Genomic DNA, 16145 nt, shown 5'->3' with positions numbered 1-16145 from the left:
TCCTTCTGGTTGCGCAATCACTTTAGGCTATCGCGAGGCGGGAGTTTTGGTTAGAATCTAAGAACCCCAGCGCGAAAAAGGAAGACGATTCAATGCAATCGGCAGATAAACGCGACACCGAGACCCACATCCATGAAGCCGCTGCGCTGCGCACGCTGAATGCGTTTGCCATTGATTTGATCGCGATCCCAAACATCGACGACCTATTTTGGTATGTGGCAAAAAAAGTTGTGGGGCATTTGAACTTTGTCGATTGCGTGATTTATCAGGCCGATGACAGCCAGACGATACTGACGCAAGTGGCCGCCCTGGGTGAGAAAAACCCTTATGGGCGTAGCATTGTGAACCCGCTAAAAATACCGTTTGGCGAGGGAATTACGGGGCACGTCGCTCAGACCAAACAACCGGTCATTGTTGATGATCTGTTAAAGAATCAGAACTATATTCCCGATACGCAGCCTGCACGATCCGAGATTTGTGTGCCCCTGATCATCCGCGGTAACGTGGTCGGGGTGATTGACAGCGAACACCCCATGCCCGGCGCCTTTGGCGAGGCCGAGCTTGAAGTGCTGACCACAATTGCCGCGATGACCAGCGCCAAGCTTGAGCTTTTGGCCGAGGTCGCACGCTCGACCGTGCAATACCATACCTTGGTGCAGGCGCATGCCAGTTTGCATGCCGAAACAGTCAGCCGAAAGGCACTTGAGGCCGAGCTGTTTGCCGCCCGAAAACTGGAATCCGTCGGCCGCCTGACCGGACGTTTTGCACATGACTTCAACAACTTGCTAACAGTTATCTCTGGAAACCTAGAGTTTATTGAAGCGGAAATCATCAGCCCAGATGCCAAGGAATGCTATGCCGAGGCAAGATCTGCCGCCAATCAGGGGGCCAAGCTGATCCGCGACATGCTGGCCTTTGCACAGCGCACGCGGCTAGAGCCGCAAGTCGTCGATTTTAACCTGTTGGTGACGGACGCCTGCGACCACAGCAAACAGGTCTTGAACGGCTGGCTAGACGTTGATTTGGACCCGGATCTGTGGAGTGTAAAGACCGACCCTAAACTGGCCCAAGAGGCCATCCAAAACCTTATATCCAACGCGCGTGATGCAGCACCCAAAGGCGAAAAGCCCATAGTTTCAACGCAGAATGTGCAGCACAGTTGGGCCGATGCTGAGAAGCGTGGCTGCAAACTGACCCCAGGGCCCTATGTCCGCGTAAGCGTTAAAGACTTTGGTTCCGGCATTGCCAAACATATCTTGCCGCAGATTTTTGACCCCTTCTTCACAACCAAGCCCGAAGGGTCTGGAAAAGGGTTGGGATTATCGATGGTTATGGGGTTCATGCAGCAAACGGGGGGCGGCGTGGCCGTTGAGTCTGCGGTCGGGCATGGTGCTACATTTCATCTCTATTTCCCCGCCATTGCCAGCACTCGAAATGATTTGTTAACCATGAAACGCTAGCGTCATTTTGGTGCCAAGTTGGAGGTTGGGATGACCCTTTTATGCCATCGTGAAACGGACAGCCTGGACCGTTTGCCGCTGATATCTGTCCGCGATCTGTGGTCGGGCAACCCCGAAAAGATGGGGGGTTTGGCTGATGAGATTGGCCGCGCCGCACGTCATTTCGGCTTTTTCCGAATTTGCGACCATGGCATCCCGCTGGCGATGGTGGAGGCAACCTATCAGGCCGCCGCACAGTTTTTCGCACAGCCGCATGAGACCAAGCAAAAGTACTATATCGGCAACAGTTCTAACCATCGCGGATATGTGCCCTTTACGGAAAAGGGCGACTATCCCGATGAGGCAAACCGCAGCTATGAGGCCTTTGATATGGGCTTGGATTTGCCCCACGACGATCCCGACTACCTGTCTGGAAACCGCGTTTTGGGGCCGAATGTCTGGCCCGACCTGCCCGGATTTCAAGAGACCGTGGCCCAATATTACGCCCATATTTCCGCGCTGGGGCGCATGCTTTGCACCACGCTCGAGCTACATTTGGGACTGCCGCGCGGTGCCATGACCGGCCAGATGACCAAGCCGATTTCGCAACTGCGCCTGCTGCATTATGTACGTCAAAACGCGCTGGCCAACCATAAATCGGTGAATATGGGCGCGCATACCGATTATGAATGCCTGACCCTGCTGCACACGCGCAACCAAGGTTTGCAGGTGATGACACGCGAGGATAAATGGATTGATGTGCCGGTGGACCCTGCGGTTTTTGTGGTTAACATCGGCGACATGCTAGAGGCGTGGAGCAATGGTGTGCTGCGATCAACCCCGCACCGCGTATTGAACCTTGCGCCCGAGCGGTTTTCGATGCCCTATTTTGTCGCAGCCAACCATGACACCCTAATCAAACCCTTTGCGCAGCTGGTCCCTGCCGGTCAAAAACCGAAATATGATCCATTTTTTGCAGGGGCACATTTGGAGCAGATGCTGATCCGCGACTTCCCTTATTTACGGGATCCAAAGCGCACTGCAGCCAGACCAAGCCACAACCCGTTTGAGCACCGATTAAACCGGAGTACGAATTAGATCATGCCTGAGATCAGTACGATTCTGACCGTTATGTTTGCCGGCCTCGCATTAAGTGCAACGCCGGGGCCGTCTATGCTGTATGTTCTCTCGCGCAGTGTAGGGCAAAGCCGTGCGGCGGGCTTGGCCTCGGCGATTGGGCTGGGCTTGGGCGGGGTGATCCTTGCCGTCGCAACCGCGCTTGGCTTGGCGGCGGTGTTCGCCCAGTTTGACTGGATGGTTGTGGCGTTGCGCTATGTCGGCTCGGCCTATCTGATTTGGTTGGGCGTGGGAATGATCCGCGGCGCGCAAGCCAGCGCCAACCTGACGCTTGCGCCGCATAGGGTGGTGCCGAAATCATTTTCCGCAATCGTTTGGCAAGGGATATTGGTCGAGCTGCTGAACCCCAAAACCGTGTTGTTCTTTGCCCTGTTTTTACCGCCCTTTGTCCAAGCCGGGGACGGTAGTGTGCAATTGCAACTGCTTGTTCTGGGCGCATTGGTTCCGCTAACGGCGATTCCCTCTGACATAGTGGTCGCCTATATGGGCGGCACAATTACGAAAGCGATCAACTGTAACCGGGCGGCCCGCCTGTGTATGGCTTGGTTTGGCGGGCTGGTTTTGATCGGTATTGCCTTCAACCTGCATTTACACCTGATTTAAGGCGCGCGTTTTGATCGTTATGTCCGCATCGGATGCGGCAATATGTTTTTACAGCAACCCCTTGAAAGGCTGTGGGTTAGCCGTAGACTTCGACACAGCTGATTTAGGAGTGTGAATATGTCGATGTGGAAACCTGTAGTGCTTGCGCTTGTCTTATCCGGCGGGGGCAACGCTGCGATGGCCGCGTCATGCTCAAATTCGGGCGGGGGGTATGAGGCTTGGAAAGCAGAGATTGCCGGCGAGGCCGCAGCGCAAGGGGTTGGTGCCAAAGGCATTGCGGCGCTAAAGGGCTCTAGCTATTCGCGTGAGACGATTTCGGCAGACCGTAATCAGAAAAGCTTTAAATACACGATAGATAAGTTCATGCAGGTGCGCGGCGCCGATACGATTGTCAAACAGGGCCGCAGCCAAAAGGCGAAAAATGCCAATCTATATTCAGCACTTGAACAGCAATACGGCGTGCCCGCGGGGGTATTGATTGCAATTCACGGCATGGAAACGGCGTTTGGCGGCTATATGGGCGACACGAATATCGTGTCGGCGATTTCAACGCTGACCTATGATTGCCGCCGATCAGATTTCTTTCGTCCGCATATGATGGCCGCGCTTGTTTTGGTGGACCGCGGGTCGATTACGTCACAATCTGTTGGGGCAAAGCATGGCGAATGGGGGCATACGCAGTTTTTGCCGGGCAATGCGCTGAAATACGGCGTGGATGGTGATGGTAACGGGCGGGTGGATTTGAACAACCGTGTGGATGCGCTGGCGTCAACCGCCAATTATCTGCGGCAAAAGGGCTGGCGCCCGGGGCAAGGCTATCAAAAAGGTCAGCCGAACTATGCCGTTATAAAGGAATGGAACGCGGCGAGCGTGTATCAAGAAGCTATTGCGATCATGGGCGCGCGGATCGACAAATAGGCCGGTTTCGGGGGGCTGAACCGCCCCCCTTATTCCGCCCCACCGTAATTGGCCCGCAGTGCAGCGCGCAACGCGTCGGCCAGATCGCCCTTGGCTTGGCCGCTGTCATAGAGGCAAATGTAGGAATGGCCCAAATCGGGCAGCCCCGCGTCAAACCCGATCTCAACACAGCCTTGCGCCACTTGGCCTTCGATGCGGGCCGACACGCCAAGGCCCGCCGCGACGGTCGCCTCGACAACCGTTTCGCTGTCGCCATCAAAGGCATTTTCCCATGTGATTCCAGCCGCATCCAAGGCAGCATGCGCCACAGGGCGAAAAAAGCAGGTTTCCTTAAACGCCAACCGCAGCGGACGATTGTTGGCCGCGCGTTGATCGGGCGAGCCGATCCAGACAAGCCGGCGTTTGGCCAGCACCTCGACCCCTTCAGGAGGCGGAAACTCGGTCGTCAAAATCATATCAAAGTCACCAGCCCTGAAGCCCTCTTTCAAGGTTCGGCTGTAAGATGAGACCAGATTGATTCGCATCTTCGGGTAGCCAATTGACAGATCGCGCAGAATATTGGGGATTTGTGGTGCGACGATATCGTAAGGCACGCCCAGCCGCAGCTCGGCATCAAAGCTTTCGGGCGCCAGCCGCATCAGCAGCTCATCATTCAGCACCATAATGCGGCGGGCATAAGAAATTAACTTTTCGCCCTCCGCCGAAGGCTCCATTTTACGTGCGGCGCGGATGAACAGCTGCACGCCAAGCGCCTCTTCCAGCCGACGGATCTGCATCGAAACAGCCGATTGCGTGAGGTTGAGCAGCCCCGCCGCGCGGGTCACGCCGCCGGTATCGGCCACAGCCAACACGGCACGTAGGGCAGACATTTCAAGATTTCGCGACATATCAATATCCGTGCGGCTAAGGGCAACAATCATTCATTTCCATGATGCAATATGTTGCGGCATATATCAATAACTGGAATGAACCAGCCCCGAAAGATAAAGGTTAGGAATGTATTATGGAACATATTTCAACTGACAGCACCCGTCACGCCGCCTGCCCACACCGCAGCGGGTTCTGGAAAGTTTTGCAAGACAGACTAGCCCTGCAACGCCAACGGCGCGTGCTAGGCCAACTCGGCCCTGACGCATTGCGCGATCTCGGGTTAACAGGCCCCCAGGCCCAAGCCGAAAGCCAGCGCAAGATTTGGGACGCCCCAAGGCACTGGATACGCTAAAACGTCCAAGACATTGCCTTTACAAGAAAAAAACTTATGACTGAAATTGGTATTTTACAGCCAGAAAGGCTTGATATTGCCGCCCCCACCCCCAATATTCAATGGTAGTTGGATTTGCATTTTTTGTGCAGGGCCAGTCCTGAATTCTTATGGAGGCTGTTATGGCTGAGTATCAAACCATCAATTCGGTCGGCGCAGGTACCCGTTCTGCGCAAATCGATGCCGGGCTTCGCGCCCACATGAACAAAGTTTACGGGCTTATGTCGGTTGGCATGTTGCTAACGGGCGCTGCGGCTTGGGCGATTTCGGGCCTTGCCACCACCACCGATCCATCACTGGCGACAGTGCAGATGGGCAATGGCACCATGCTGACCAGCCTTGGCCAAGCGCTCTATACCTCGCCGCTGAAATGGGTGGTGATGTTTGCGCCGCTGGTTATGGTTTTTGCCTTCGGCGCGGTGATTAACCGTCTGTCGACGGCTGCTGCACAGCTGTTCTTCTACGCTTATGCCGCGTTGATGGGCGTATCGCTGTCGTCGATTTTCCTTGTCTATACAGGGACTTCGATTGCGCAGACCTTCCTGATCACCTCGATCGCCTTTGCCGGATTGTCGCTCTATGGCTACACCACCAAAAAGAACCTGTCCGGCATGGGTACGTTCTTGATGATGGGCCTGATTGGCCTGTTGGTGGCGATGGTTGTGAACATCTTCCTTGCCTCGTCGGCGCTGGCATTCGCCATCTCGACCATCGGCGTTCTGATTTTCGCAGGTCTGACCGCCTATGACACCCAGTCAATCAAGAACGAATATATCGAGCACGCCCAGCATGGCGATAGCGAGTGGTTGGGTAAATCGGCGATTATGGGCGCGCTGCGTCTGTACCTCGACTTTATCAACATGTTCATGTTCTTGCTGTCATTCCTTGGTAACCGTGAGTGAACGGTTAACAGGCAAGACATTAAAGGGTCGCCTTCGGGCGGCCCTTTTCATTTGGGCAGGTCGGTTTGCAAAAACCGGCTGACCAGCTGGGTGTTGCGCGGATACAAGTGGTGTTTATGCGCGGGCACGCTGTGCCAAAGCCGTTGATTTTTAAGGCGGCTGGTGCACCGTATCCGCCACATAGAGCGCCGAACTGCAGGGGCTTTGCGGTGCATGCCTCAGCCAGCAGTCAGAGCGGCTGTAATCACGAAACGAGTGCTGCGGGCCACCCAACTCAGGCACCCAAAAATGACAAAAGCCGCACCAATTGGCACGGCCTCGTCTTCGATACGGTTCGGCAGATCTTACTTGATCTTGCCTTCCTTATACTCAACGTGCTCACGCTTAACCGGGTCATACTTGCGTACAACCATCTTTTCGGTCATGGTACGGGCGTTCTTTTTGGTCACATAAAAGTGCCCGGTGCCCGCCGTCGAGTTCAGGCGGATCTTGATTGTCGCCGGCTTCGCCATAGTCATCTCTCCTGCGTGCGAGGGAAACAGACTTTCCCCGCGAAATCCTTATGAGCCGCGCTTATGCCCACATCACAGCGCCGAGTCAACGTGATATTCCCAGTTTTGTTTGATCTTTTCGAGGAACAGCCTGATAACAGTTAAAGCCCTGCTAAAGACGACTAAAGGAACCTAATTCGTGCATATTGGTATCGACTTAGGGACGACAAACTCGCTTATCGTGGTGTTTCGGGATGGCAAGCCGGAGCCGATTCCCAACGCGTTAGGCGCGGTTTTGACGCCATCGGTCGTGGCAATCAAAGATGGGTCGCTGATCGTGGGCGATACCGCGCGCGAAGTATCGCAAGCACAGCCCGCAATGGCCGCCGCATTGTTCAAACGCGTGATGGGCACGGAACGGCGTTACAAGCTGGGGCGCGAGGAGTTTGGCGCGCCCTTGCGGGCGATGCGTTTCTGGGCGGCGAGGACTTTGCAGAGACGCTGGCCCGCTATATCGCCACGCAATCGGGGCCGGATGTGAACAGGGCCGATCTGCGCCCCGGCCTGTTGGAACTGGCCGAACGCGCAAAACGCGGGCTGTCCAACGATATGCAAGCGGTGCTCGAGGCCGATTTGCAAGGCCATAAGATTGCAACGACGATCACCCGCTTCCGGTTTGATGACCTGACGGGGCAGATGATGACGCGGCTGTCGGCACCACTGGACCGCGCGCTGAATGACGCCAAGATGCAGCCCGAAAAAATCGACAAGGTGGTGCTGGTTGGCGGGGCGACGCGCATGGCCGCCGTGCGCGCCTTTGCCAGCCGCAAGCTGCGCCAATTCCCGATGATGGGGCTGGACCCTGACCATGTGGTGGCGCTGGGGGCGGCTGTGCAGGCGGCGCTGGTCGCAGAACATGCGGTACTGGATGACGTGGTGATCACCGATGTTTCGGCCTTTACCCTTGACGTTGAAACCGCGCATCACATGGGCCAAACTTACCGTGAGGGCTATTTTGCGCCGCTGATTGAACGCAACGCGATCATCCCCACGTCGCGCGAACGTAACTTTGCCATGGTCGCTTTGGGCCAACAAGAGCTGCGGTTTACAATCTATCAAGGCGAGTCGCCGCTGGTGATGAACAACCTGTTTTTGGGCGTGATGCGGGTCAAGGTGCCCCGCAACATGGAACGGCACGAATCGGCCATCGTGCGCTTTACTTATGACATATCGGGCTTGCTATAGGTCGATATCACCGTCGATTCGACCGGCAAAAGGCGCATTTGGTGATTGATCAGCTGGCGGGCGAGATGTCGGACAGCGACATCAAATCTGCCTTGGGCAAAATGGCCAAGCTCAAGGTGCATCCGCGCGATGAGGCGGCAAACCTGCACCTGCGCGCGCGGCTAGAGGCGGCCTATGCCATGGCACGGGCCGATGGGCGCGGATTGGATTAGCCGACTGCTGATCGACTTTGACGCCGCCATTGATGCCCAAGACAAGCAAGCGTTGGAAAAGATGCGCAAAGCCATGCATGAGGCGATTGACGCGTTTGAGGCCAATCATGTCACCTGACGCGAAATACCCGTGGTCGGTGCTGGGGCTCGAAAAAATGCCGCCTGAGGTGAAAGACATCCGCCGCGCCTATGCCCGCGCGCTGAAGCAGATCGACCAAGGCAATGACATAAAGGGCTTTTCAGCCCTACGCGCCGCCTATGAAAACGCGGTCGCAATCCGCGAAGGGCGTGATACGCAAAATGACTATAACCGCACCCGCAAGGCTGCAGCCAAGGCGGCGCAGGCCGAGGCCCCAGCAGAGCAGCCCGAGGACGCACAGGCCGAGGTCAGCCCTCCACCATCTGTGGGGCGTGCCCCCAGCCCCGATAAGCTGGTCACACAGGCGCGCCGTGACGCCGCCGAGGCATTGCTGGCCGCACTCGCCACCGATACCATAGCAATGTCGGGCGGCGAACGGATTAACGCGGCGCTGGACAGCCCTTTGATCCGCGATCCCGAATACGCCGATCGTATCTGCTATGCCATCGCCGATGGTCATCCGCACGCGCTTCAAACGTGGCGAATAGGATAGCACACTGTCGGCCCAGATTGACCAAGCTACCCTGCTACGCCTGGACAAAAACTATGGCTGGCTGTCCGATTTCGGCTCATTCCGCCGCGATTTTTTGAACGAGAACGACCTTCTGGATGCACTCGCCACCCGCGCCTATGTGTCCATCAAGCCACCAACGCCGCCAAAACTGCCGCCGAAAACACGGATAGGCCGCGCGTGGTTATGGGCTAGCCCCCATGCGACCGCCCTAACGCTTGGCTATATCGGGCTGATTGTGGCCACAGGGATGACCCTGCCCGACGGCCCCATTGGCGCATTTCTGGCAAACGTGCTGCTGTGGATGGCGGTGCTTTCCGTCGCGGCTGCGGTGTTCGGGGTCGCCTATATTATGTTCAACGGCGCATTCATAATGCTGTGCGCGGCGTGGCGCAGCGCCCATGATGCCGCCCTGCAGCTCAAGCCAAAGAAACAATTTGCGCGGATGGCCTGTAAGCCGGATTTTGTTCCAGGCGTTCCCGCCTTTCGATGACCATTCCTCTGGCCCCACTGTTACCAGTGGGATCTAGCTGCCAACCCGGGCCTCTGGGCTGATGCGTCCCTGCGGCGGTATTGGTTGCCCAACCTGCCCGCGTGAGGCCCCTATTCGGCATTGCTCCGGGTGGGGCTTGCCTTGCCATCCGTGTTGCCACGTCTGCGGTGGGCTCTTACCCCACCGTTTCACCATTGCCCTGACATGCAGGGCGTTCTCTTCTCTGTGGCGCTTTCCCTTGGGTTACCCCAGCCGGGCGTTACCCGGCACCCTTGCCTCATGGAGTCCGGACTTTCCTCGCATCTAACGGTTTCCCCCGAGTGTTACCTCGTGCGACTACGCCAAACACGCGGTCATCCGGCCATCCGCGCGAGGTGGGGCTTACGCTTGGTCCGCGCTGCCGTCAACGCGTTTCGCAAGCGCCTGTGCAAGTTTAAGGTCTGTCAGGTCTAGCGGCCCCTGCGCCATCGGACGAAAGCGCAAACGAAACGCCTGCAACAGCACATCGGGGGCAACATCTGGGTAGCCAATCGCCTGCGCCAAATCATAAAATGAGGCCGCATCAGGCGCCTCGGCCGCGTCCGGCGTGGGCCAAATCGACAGCCCCCCTCGCGCCAAGCGTTGCCAATCAAACCGCGCACCGGGGTCCGCTTTACGGCCCGGTGCCATATCAGAATGGCCGATCACGCCCTGCGGCGGGATGGACCAGCGCGCCATAATGCCCGCCAGCAGGGTTTCCAGCGCGGCCATTTGCGGCTCGGGGAACGGTTCCAACCCATCATTCGCCAACTCAATCCCGATGGACCGAGAGTTCATGTCATCCAAGCCGTGCCATTGCCCTGCCCCCGCATGCCAGGCGCGCGCCTCCTCGGCCACCAACGGGTGCACCGTTCCGTCATAATCTATCAAATAATGGGCAGAGACCTCAAACGCTGGGTCGCAAAGCCGATCAGCCGCAGCCTGACAACTGGCCATCGCCGTGTAATGCAGCACGATAAATTCGGGCAACAGCCCACCGCGCCGCTCACCAAAATTAGGGGAAAGCGGCACAGGCTGGTTATTTCAGTGCGTTACGGAACGGGCGCGGGTCCCATCCACAGGCAAAACCGTCACCATCCGGGTCAAGCCCTTCACGGTCTTTGTCTGGCCCGCCATTTGCCAAAAACGCCTCTTGGGCAAGATCGGGAGACGCGTATTTTGCACATGTTTTCAATGGGTCACGCGCGAACAGCCCACCACGGCTGTACATTTGCACGCCAGGCGCATGGGTGGTCGCAAGCGCAAATTGCACAATGCTGGCGCCGTTTTTATCTGTGCGCTGTGGCAATGCTTTTGGCTCGATCACCTCGTACTGGGCGCGCTGCTCGGCCAAACGTTCGGCGTTGCTTGCAATGCTTTCGCGCGATGAGACGGCTTTGAAATCCTGCTCATCCGATATGCTCGCCGCGCGGTTCATCTCACCCGATTCTTGCTTAATGCCAGCAGGGGCGTCGCCACGCGGGCGGTTCGCATCGGTATTGCTGTAAGTCGCGGGTGCCGTTTGGCCGATGACGCGGCCCGTTGTCGGAGTGGTACCCGTTGCCGCGTTATCCAGCGCTGCCCCAACGGCATCCGTCGAAAATATCGGCTGATTGGGCGCAGCGCCAAGTGGCTGCCCAGAAGGGGCTATTTGCCCCGCATCGCGCTGGCGCACATAGTCGGAATAATTGCCAAAACCAACCCCAGCCCCGCTATCCGGGACCGAAGGAGAACAGGCCGAGACGGCCAAAACAGCGACAATAACTTTAAGCGAGCGCATACGCTACTCCGACAGAAAATGGATTAACGTTGGCATTTACCACCATTTATCGGCTTTGGCCACAAAGCCCGCAGCCTGTTCAAGCACATAGGCGTGATTCAGCAGACCCGCCTCATCCCACGGCTTGCCGATCAGTTGCAGCCCCAAAGGTAGGCCTTGCGCATCTTGGCCCACGGGCACCGAAATACCAGGCAGGCCCGCAAGGTTGACGGTCACGGTGAAAACATCGTTCAGGTACATTTGCACCGGATCGGCATTCGCCATTTCGCCCAAACCAAAGGCAGCAGACGGCGTGGCCGGTGTCAAAATCGCATCAACGCCCGCCGCAAATACATTGTCAAAGTCACGCTTGATCAGTGCCCGCACACGCCGCGCGCGGTTGTAATAGGCATCATAAAAACCAGCCGACAGCACGTAAGTGCCAACCATGATACGGCGCTGCACCTCATGGCCAAAGCCTTCGGCGCGGGTTTTCTCATACATCTCGGTGATGCCATCACCAGCCTTTAAGTTGGCGCGGTGGCCATAGCGCACCCCGTCATAGCGCGCGAGGTTCGAAGACGCCTCGGCAGGCGCAATCACATAATAGGCAGGCAGAGCGTATTTCGTATGCGGCAAGGAAATATCAACGATTTCCGCGCCTGCATCTTTCAGCATCGCTGTGCCATCATCCCACAGCTTAGCAATCTCGGCGGGCATGCCATCCATACGGTACTCACGCGGGATGCCGATCTTTTTCCCGCGGATATCGCCGGTCAAAGCCGCCTCAAAATCTGGCACGGCAAGGTCTGCACTGGTGCTGTCTTTGGGGTCATGGCCGCACATCGCGCCCAACATAATCGCCGCATCGCGTACCGATTTGGTCATCGGGCCAGCTTGGTCTAGTGACGAGGCAAAGGCCACCACGCCCCAACGGCTAACACGGCCATAGGTCGGTTTAATCCCCACGATGCCGGTAAAGGCCGCAGGCTGGCGGATAGAGCCGCCGGTATCTGTACCCGTTGCCGCCAAGCACAAATCAGCCGCCACTGCCGCAGCCGACCCGCCAGACGAGCCACCCGGCGTCAACTGCCGGTCGTCAACCTTCCACGGGTTGATCGCATTGCCATAACAGGACGTTTCATTCGACGAGCCCATCGCGAATTCATCCATGTTCAGCTTGCCCAGCATCACAGCGCCCGCGTTGAACAGCTGGCTGGTCACGGTTGATTCGTATTCCGGCTTAAACCCTTTCAAAATGTTGCTTGCTGCTTGACTGTCTACACCTTTAGTGCAGAACAAATCCTTAATACCCAACGGAATGCCGCACATATCAGGCGCATCCCCCGCTTTAATACGGGCATCGGCGGCGCGGGCCATATCCAGCGCGATTTCCGGCGTTTTGTGGACAAAAGCGTTCAAACCGTCGCCCGCATCAATTGCGGTCAGGCAGGCCATGGTCAGATCAACCGCCGTGGTTTCCCCTGCGCGCAAGGCATCACGGGCGGCGCCGATGGTAAGTTCGTTCAGATGTGTCATTCCACCACCTTCGGCACTGCGAAAAAGCCTTCCCGCGCATCGGGGGCGTTCTTTAAAATTTGTTCTTGAATGTTGCCATCCGTGACCACGTCGGCGCGGCGTTTAAGGCGCTGCGGCGTGACCGAGGTCATCGGCTCAATGCCCTCGACGTCCACCTCATTCAGCTGCTCCATAAAGCCCAAAATGCCGGAAAGTTCGGTTGCGAGGGCGGGCAAATCCGCCTCTTCCACCCGAATACGGGCGAGTTTCGCGACCTTGCGCGCGGTATCGATATCAATGGACATGACGGCCCCTTTTTCAACGTTTCCCCCGTTTAACCCCGCGCGAGGATGGGTGCAAGCGGGGGTGAGGCGCGGCGGGAATTTGACGTTGAGAATGGCTTGCTGGGATTGCCAGAGTATTGACAGTATTATTCACAGAACCGCGACAAATCTAGTTATATCATTTAGCCGGCTGCTCGCAGAATGCGTATCCCACGCTTGCTTTCTGAAAGGCCCGATGCACTAAAGTTTCCCGCTTATCTTCATGCGAAACCTCAACTGAGAACATACTTGGAGGCTTTCGCATCTCACTAATATTGCCAGAAAGAGCAACTTTATCTCTTCCAGAGTCGAAAAATGCGATTTTTGTCAGTGCCGAGCCTTTGGGAAGCTTAAATATCATTAGATCAATGAATAAACGCTCAACATCAATCGACTTAATATAATAGCACCCATCGACACCAAACGTATATATATTTGCTAACCAGTTCGAAACAATTAGGTCGTTCATTTCAAGCGCGTTTTGAATTGAATATGTCTTCTCATAGCAATGAACAACACCAGACAAATGAAGCCTCGCAGGCGAAACAAGCCTATTGCTGGATTCATAATACCTTTGGGGTATTGCGTTCATTGCCTGCCAGAAGGGTAGTGAATTCCCACCTGCAACCCTACCTCGAAGGCCATGAACCAGCCGTTCAAGGTGTTCGTAGGAAGACAATCCCAGCTTGGAAACCCAGCGAAAAGCATGATGGGAACTGATTGGAAGATGAGATCCTATATGAACTTTCATATTAGAGAACTCCAGCCATTCACAGAAAACAGTAGGAAAAGTTGATAGCGCCTCATGGGAGATAGCCCTAAAATCTAGCAACCCTATCGAGTGCATTTTTGCTTTTGCAATTGCAGGCACTGTGAAGCCACTAGATGATACAGCCACCATCCCGTCCGCCCGAAGTGATATTTTTCGGCCGATTAACTCCTCAATCCATTTGACGTCCTGAGGACTTGAATGGTGTCGACATTCATAGTGCAATTCCTGACCTTGCCTCTGCACCAAAATGTCAATTTGTCTCCAGCTTGCAGTATCTTGGTCTACAACCTTTGCATTGTGCTCAACTGATGCGCCACCCTCTCCTAGCAGTCGGATGATTTGCGCAACCAGCTTTTCGAATTCGGTTGCGCTTATCGTTGCAGGACATGCGGAGTTCACCCCTCAACCACCCCCATAAACTCCCGCCATTCGCCCTTGCTCATGCCAGAATTCTCTTGCGTCACCTCTTCGCCCTTCAGCATCCGGCGCACGCAATCAATCGCTTTGCCCGACAAAGTCGCCCCACCCATCCGGTAATCCTCAAAGGCCGAAAACGCGATTGGGACCCAGTCGGCGACGACTTTGCAGATCGCGTCGGCATAGACGCGGATTTCGTATTGCGCATGGGCGTCGGCGCGCAGGCGCAGGAAGTGGAACAGGTTGTGCAAGTCGACCTTCCAATACCATTGAGTATAGATATTGGCGGGCAGGTTCATGCGGGCGAGTTCGCGGGCAAGGCCTTGCTGGGGCGTTCCGTCAGGTTGGGCCTGAGACAGCATTTCCTCATAATGATCATAGGCCGTATTCGAATCGCGTTTCAGCATTTCCAGCACGCGCGCGGCCTCGTCCCCCGTCAAAACCTCACCTCGGCCTTGGTTGTTCACCACCGATTGTGCGGCCAGTTGCTCGGGCGCGGGGATGTAAAACTCACGGTCCAAGATTGAGTAGCGCGCGGAATATTCGTTCACATTGGCGGTGCGGTGGCGGATCCATTGGCGGGCCACAAACACCGGCAATTTGACGTGCAGCTTGATTTCGCACATCTCGAACGGGGTCGAATGCCAGTGGCGCATGAGGTAGCGGATCAGGCCTTCGTCATTGGAAACATGTTTGGTTCCAGCACCATAGCTGACGCGGGCGGCCTGCACGATGGCGGCATCATCGCCCATATAGTCGATGACGCGGATAAATCCGTGATCGAGCACCTCATGGGCAACGTAAAGATGCGCCTCCATCCCCTCGCTTACCGCGCGCAGGGTGGGTTTCGGCGTGGCCCGCTGGGCTTCGATTTCGGCGATCTGGTCTGGAGAAAGGGGCATCGGGGCCTCATGCAAAAGGGGTTGGCCCCAGATGTATGGGGTGTTGTGCCGCAGCATACGAGATAGGGGGGCATGGGGGCAAGACCCAGTGGCGGCGCGACCTTTTTGCATCAACTTCGGCCCAGAACCCTGTGTGCTAATTGACAAAAACGGGATCGAGCAGGCATTGTTTCATAAAAAAATTCAGGCAAACGAGTAGTCATTATGAAAAACACCTCTGTGGCGCTTTACGCGCTTGTCATGGCCGTTGCGGGGTGCAGTGGCAACTCGCTGAACAATGTTACTGTGGCGACGTCGACGGGTAGCACAACGACAACCGCTGTCGTCGTGCCGACGACGCTTGCCAGCAATCTGACCAGTGCGCAGGTTGTCGAAGGCATTGACGGGGCCGCAGATACATTGCTTGTTAAAATTTCGGCGCTGGATACCACGCCTATTGAGGCGACATGGGCCCGCAATACTGCGCTTGAGGCAAGCAACCCCGGCTACCGCGCGTTCTATGTGCAAGAAGACGCGCTGGACCAGTTTTTCGTAGCCCTTGCAGCCATTAGTGCTGACGAATCTGTGGCGGCGGTTGTGGCAGGGAATGGTGGCCAGTTCAACGAATCGAACGGCGGGGCATACTATTCACGGACGGGCGGCTATACACCACCTGATGCCACGGTGATCGGCCCGGGCACTGGGCAAGTGTCTTATAAGGGCAAATATGCAGGCCTGTTGAATGGCGGCGGCGGGCGGGATGAGGCGCTTGTCATTGACCCTGCGCGTGACACGGCAGAATCCGAGATCCCTTACCAACCCGCACAAGTTACCGGCGATGTGTTTATGAATGCCAACTTTGCGACGAATAAAACTGTCGGCATTGTCAAAAATCGCAGTGCCGAGATTTTGGGGACCAGCACCAGCTTGGAAGACTTGGTTTTAACCCAGTCTGCCATTGCGACCAATGGCACGTTTAACGGGGTTACGCAGCGGCCAAGCGATATTGACCCTGATAAAACCGCTAATCCGACATCCCCCAAGTGGCTTGCCGTTTGACCTCAAGATCGCCCAACCAGGCCACCCGATCAAGCGTTTTTTGCCCC

20 protein-coding genes and 1 other RNA gene are annotated in these 16145 nt (G+C 56.4%); 12 read left to right on the top strand and 9 right to left on the bottom strand.

Translation table 11 applies throughout. From position 1 onward, the window contains the following. The first annotated feature begins 92 nt into the window (after positions 1-92). The 4 genes from ACEN2J_RS11110 (at position 93) to ACEN2J_RS11095 (ending at position 4097) form a co-directional block, all read left to right on the top strand. Positions 93-1460 (top strand): ATP-binding protein, encoded by a 1368-nt coding sequence (locus tag ACEN2J_RS11110; RefSeq protein WP_442105838.1) that lies wholly within the window; start codon positions 93-95, stop codon positions 1458-1460. A 30-nt stretch (positions 1461-1490) separates the two neighbouring features. Next, the gene (locus tag ACEN2J_RS11105; protein ID WP_442105837.1) at positions 1491-2537 is read left to right on the top strand and encodes an isopenicillin N synthase family dioxygenase; all 1047 of its coding nucleotides are present in this window, start codon (positions 1491-1493) and stop codon (positions 2535-2537) included. Positions 2538-2540: 3 nt separating this feature from the next. Next, positions 2541-3179: a LysE family translocator gene (locus ACEN2J_RS11100; protein WP_442105835.1), complete on the top strand. Its 639-nt coding sequence runs from the start codon at positions 2541-2543 to the stop codon at positions 3177-3179. 123 nt (positions 3180-3302) lie between these two features. After that, positions 3303-4097, top strand: a complete 795-nt coding sequence (locus ACEN2J_RS11095) for a lytic murein transglycosylase (RefSeq protein WP_442105968.1) — start codon at positions 3303-3305, stop codon at positions 4095-4097. A gap of 29 nt (positions 4098-4126) precedes the next feature. Here the strand turns inward: ACEN2J_RS11095 and ACEN2J_RS11090 are convergent, their stop codons facing one another. Beyond that, positions 4127-5017: a LysR family transcriptional regulator gene (locus tag ACEN2J_RS11090; protein ID WP_442105833.1), complete on the bottom strand. Its 891-nt coding sequence runs from the start codon at positions 5015-5017 to the stop codon at positions 4127-4129. Between the two features lie 83 nt (positions 5018-5100). On the opposite strand from ACEN2J_RS11090, the gene ACEN2J_RS11085 reads away from it, so the two are divergent. Both ACEN2J_RS11085 and ACEN2J_RS11080 read left to right on the top strand, forming a co-directional pair. Beyond that, positions 5101-5319, top strand: a complete 219-nt coding sequence (locus ACEN2J_RS11085) for a DUF1127 domain-containing protein (RefSeq protein ID WP_442105831.1) — start codon at positions 5101-5103, stop codon at positions 5317-5319. 161 nt (positions 5320-5480) lie between these two features. After that, on the top strand, positions 5481-6260 hold the full coding sequence (locus ACEN2J_RS11080; protein ID WP_442105829.1) for a Bax inhibitor-1/YccA family protein: 780 nt from the start codon (positions 5481-5483) through the stop codon (positions 6258-6260). A 344-nt stretch (positions 6261-6604) separates the two neighbouring features. Here the strand turns inward: ACEN2J_RS11080 and rpmG are convergent, their stop codons facing one another. Then, complete coding sequence (gene rpmG, locus ACEN2J_RS11075; RefSeq protein WP_022705513.1) at positions 6605-6772, bottom strand: 50S ribosomal protein L33; 168 nt, start codon at positions 6770-6772, stop codon at positions 6605-6607. 178 nt (positions 6773-6950) lie between these two features. On the opposite strand from rpmG, the gene ACEN2J_RS11070 reads away from it, so the two are divergent. The 5 genes from ACEN2J_RS11070 to ACEN2J_RS11050 are packed head-to-tail and all read left to right on the top strand — an operon-like array spanning position 6951 to position 8840. Then, positions 6951-7292, top strand: a complete 342-nt coding sequence (locus tag ACEN2J_RS11070; RefSeq protein ID WP_442105826.1) for an Hsp70 family protein — start codon at positions 6951-6953, stop codon at positions 7290-7292. After that, positions 7226-7996: an Hsp70 family protein gene (locus ACEN2J_RS11065; RefSeq protein WP_442105966.1), complete on the top strand. Its 771-nt coding sequence runs from the start codon at positions 7226-7228 to the stop codon at positions 7994-7996. Before ACEN2J_RS11070 ends, ACEN2J_RS11065 begins: the two co-directional genes overlap by 67 nt. A gap of 41 nt (positions 7997-8037) precedes the next feature. Beyond that, positions 8038-8208, top strand: a complete 171-nt coding sequence (locus tag ACEN2J_RS11060; RefSeq protein ID WP_442105824.1) for a hypothetical protein — start codon at positions 8038-8040, stop codon at positions 8206-8208. Beyond that, positions 8189-8326, top strand: coding sequence for a hypothetical protein (locus tag ACEN2J_RS11055; RefSeq protein WP_442105823.1), 138 nt, complete (start codon positions 8189-8191; stop codon positions 8324-8326). The genes ACEN2J_RS11060 and ACEN2J_RS11055 overlap by 20 nt, the downstream gene beginning before the upstream one ends. Then, complete coding sequence (locus ACEN2J_RS11050) at positions 8316-8840, top strand: hypothetical protein (RefSeq protein ID WP_442105821.1); 525 nt, start codon at positions 8316-8318, stop codon at positions 8838-8840. Before ACEN2J_RS11055 ends, ACEN2J_RS11050 begins: the two co-directional genes overlap by 11 nt. A 455-nt stretch (positions 8841-9295) precedes the next feature. On the opposite strand, the gene rnpB is transcribed toward ACEN2J_RS11050, so the two are convergent. The 7 genes from rnpB to thyX form a co-directional block, all read right to left on the bottom strand. Beyond that, an RNA gene (gene rnpB / locus ACEN2J_RS11045) (RNase P RNA component class A) lies at positions 9296-9720 on the bottom strand. Between the two features lie 12 nt (positions 9721-9732). Continuing rightward, positions 9733-10401 carry an N-acetylmuramoyl-L-alanine amidase gene (locus tag ACEN2J_RS11040; RefSeq protein ID WP_442105819.1) on the bottom strand — a complete coding sequence of 223 codons (669 nt, stop codon included), beginning with the start codon at positions 10399-10401 and terminating at the stop codon, positions 9733-9735. A gap of 7 nt (positions 10402-10408) precedes the next feature. Further along, complete coding sequence (locus ACEN2J_RS11035; RefSeq protein WP_442105817.1) at positions 10409-11149, bottom strand: hypothetical protein; 741 nt, start codon at positions 11147-11149, stop codon at positions 10409-10411. A 36-nt stretch (positions 11150-11185) separates the two neighbouring features. Further along, positions 11186-12667 carry an Asp-tRNA(Asn)/Glu-tRNA(Gln) amidotransferase subunit GatA gene (gatA, locus tag ACEN2J_RS11030; RefSeq protein WP_442105815.1) on the bottom strand — a complete coding sequence of 494 codons (1482 nt, stop codon included), beginning with the start codon at positions 12665-12667 and terminating at the stop codon, positions 11186-11188. Next, positions 12664-12951 (bottom strand): Asp-tRNA(Asn)/Glu-tRNA(Gln) amidotransferase subunit GatC, encoded by a 288-nt coding sequence (gene gatC / locus ACEN2J_RS11025; protein WP_442105813.1) that lies wholly within the window; start codon positions 12949-12951, stop codon positions 12664-12666. The genes gatA and gatC overlap by 4 nt, the downstream gene beginning before the upstream one ends. A 157-nt stretch (positions 12952-13108) precedes the next feature. Next, positions 13109-14140 (bottom strand): restriction endonuclease, encoded by a 1032-nt coding sequence (locus tag ACEN2J_RS11020; RefSeq protein WP_442105811.1) that lies wholly within the window; start codon positions 14138-14140, stop codon positions 13109-13111. Further along, positions 14137-15060 carry an FAD-dependent thymidylate synthase gene (thyX, locus tag ACEN2J_RS11015; RefSeq protein WP_442105809.1) on the bottom strand — a complete coding sequence of 308 codons (924 nt, stop codon included), beginning with the start codon at positions 15058-15060 and terminating at the stop codon, positions 14137-14139. The genes ACEN2J_RS11020 and thyX overlap by 4 nt, the downstream gene beginning before the upstream one ends. A 204-nt stretch (positions 15061-15264) precedes the next feature. On the opposite strand from thyX, the gene ACEN2J_RS11010 reads away from it, so the two are divergent. Beyond that, the gene (locus ACEN2J_RS11010; protein ID WP_442105807.1) at positions 15265-16098 is read left to right on the top strand and encodes a hypothetical protein; all 834 of its coding nucleotides are present in this window, start codon (positions 15265-15267) and stop codon (positions 16096-16098) included. The last annotated feature ends 47 nt before the right edge of the window (positions 16099-16145 follow it).

This window comes from Pseudorhodobacter sp. W20_MBD10_FR17, from assembly GCF_052119765.1.
Classification (GTDB): Bacteria; Pseudomonadota; Alphaproteobacteria; order Rhodobacterales; family Rhodobacteraceae; genus Pseudorhodobacter.
This window is presented reverse-complemented; position numbering and strand designations above follow the sequence as displayed.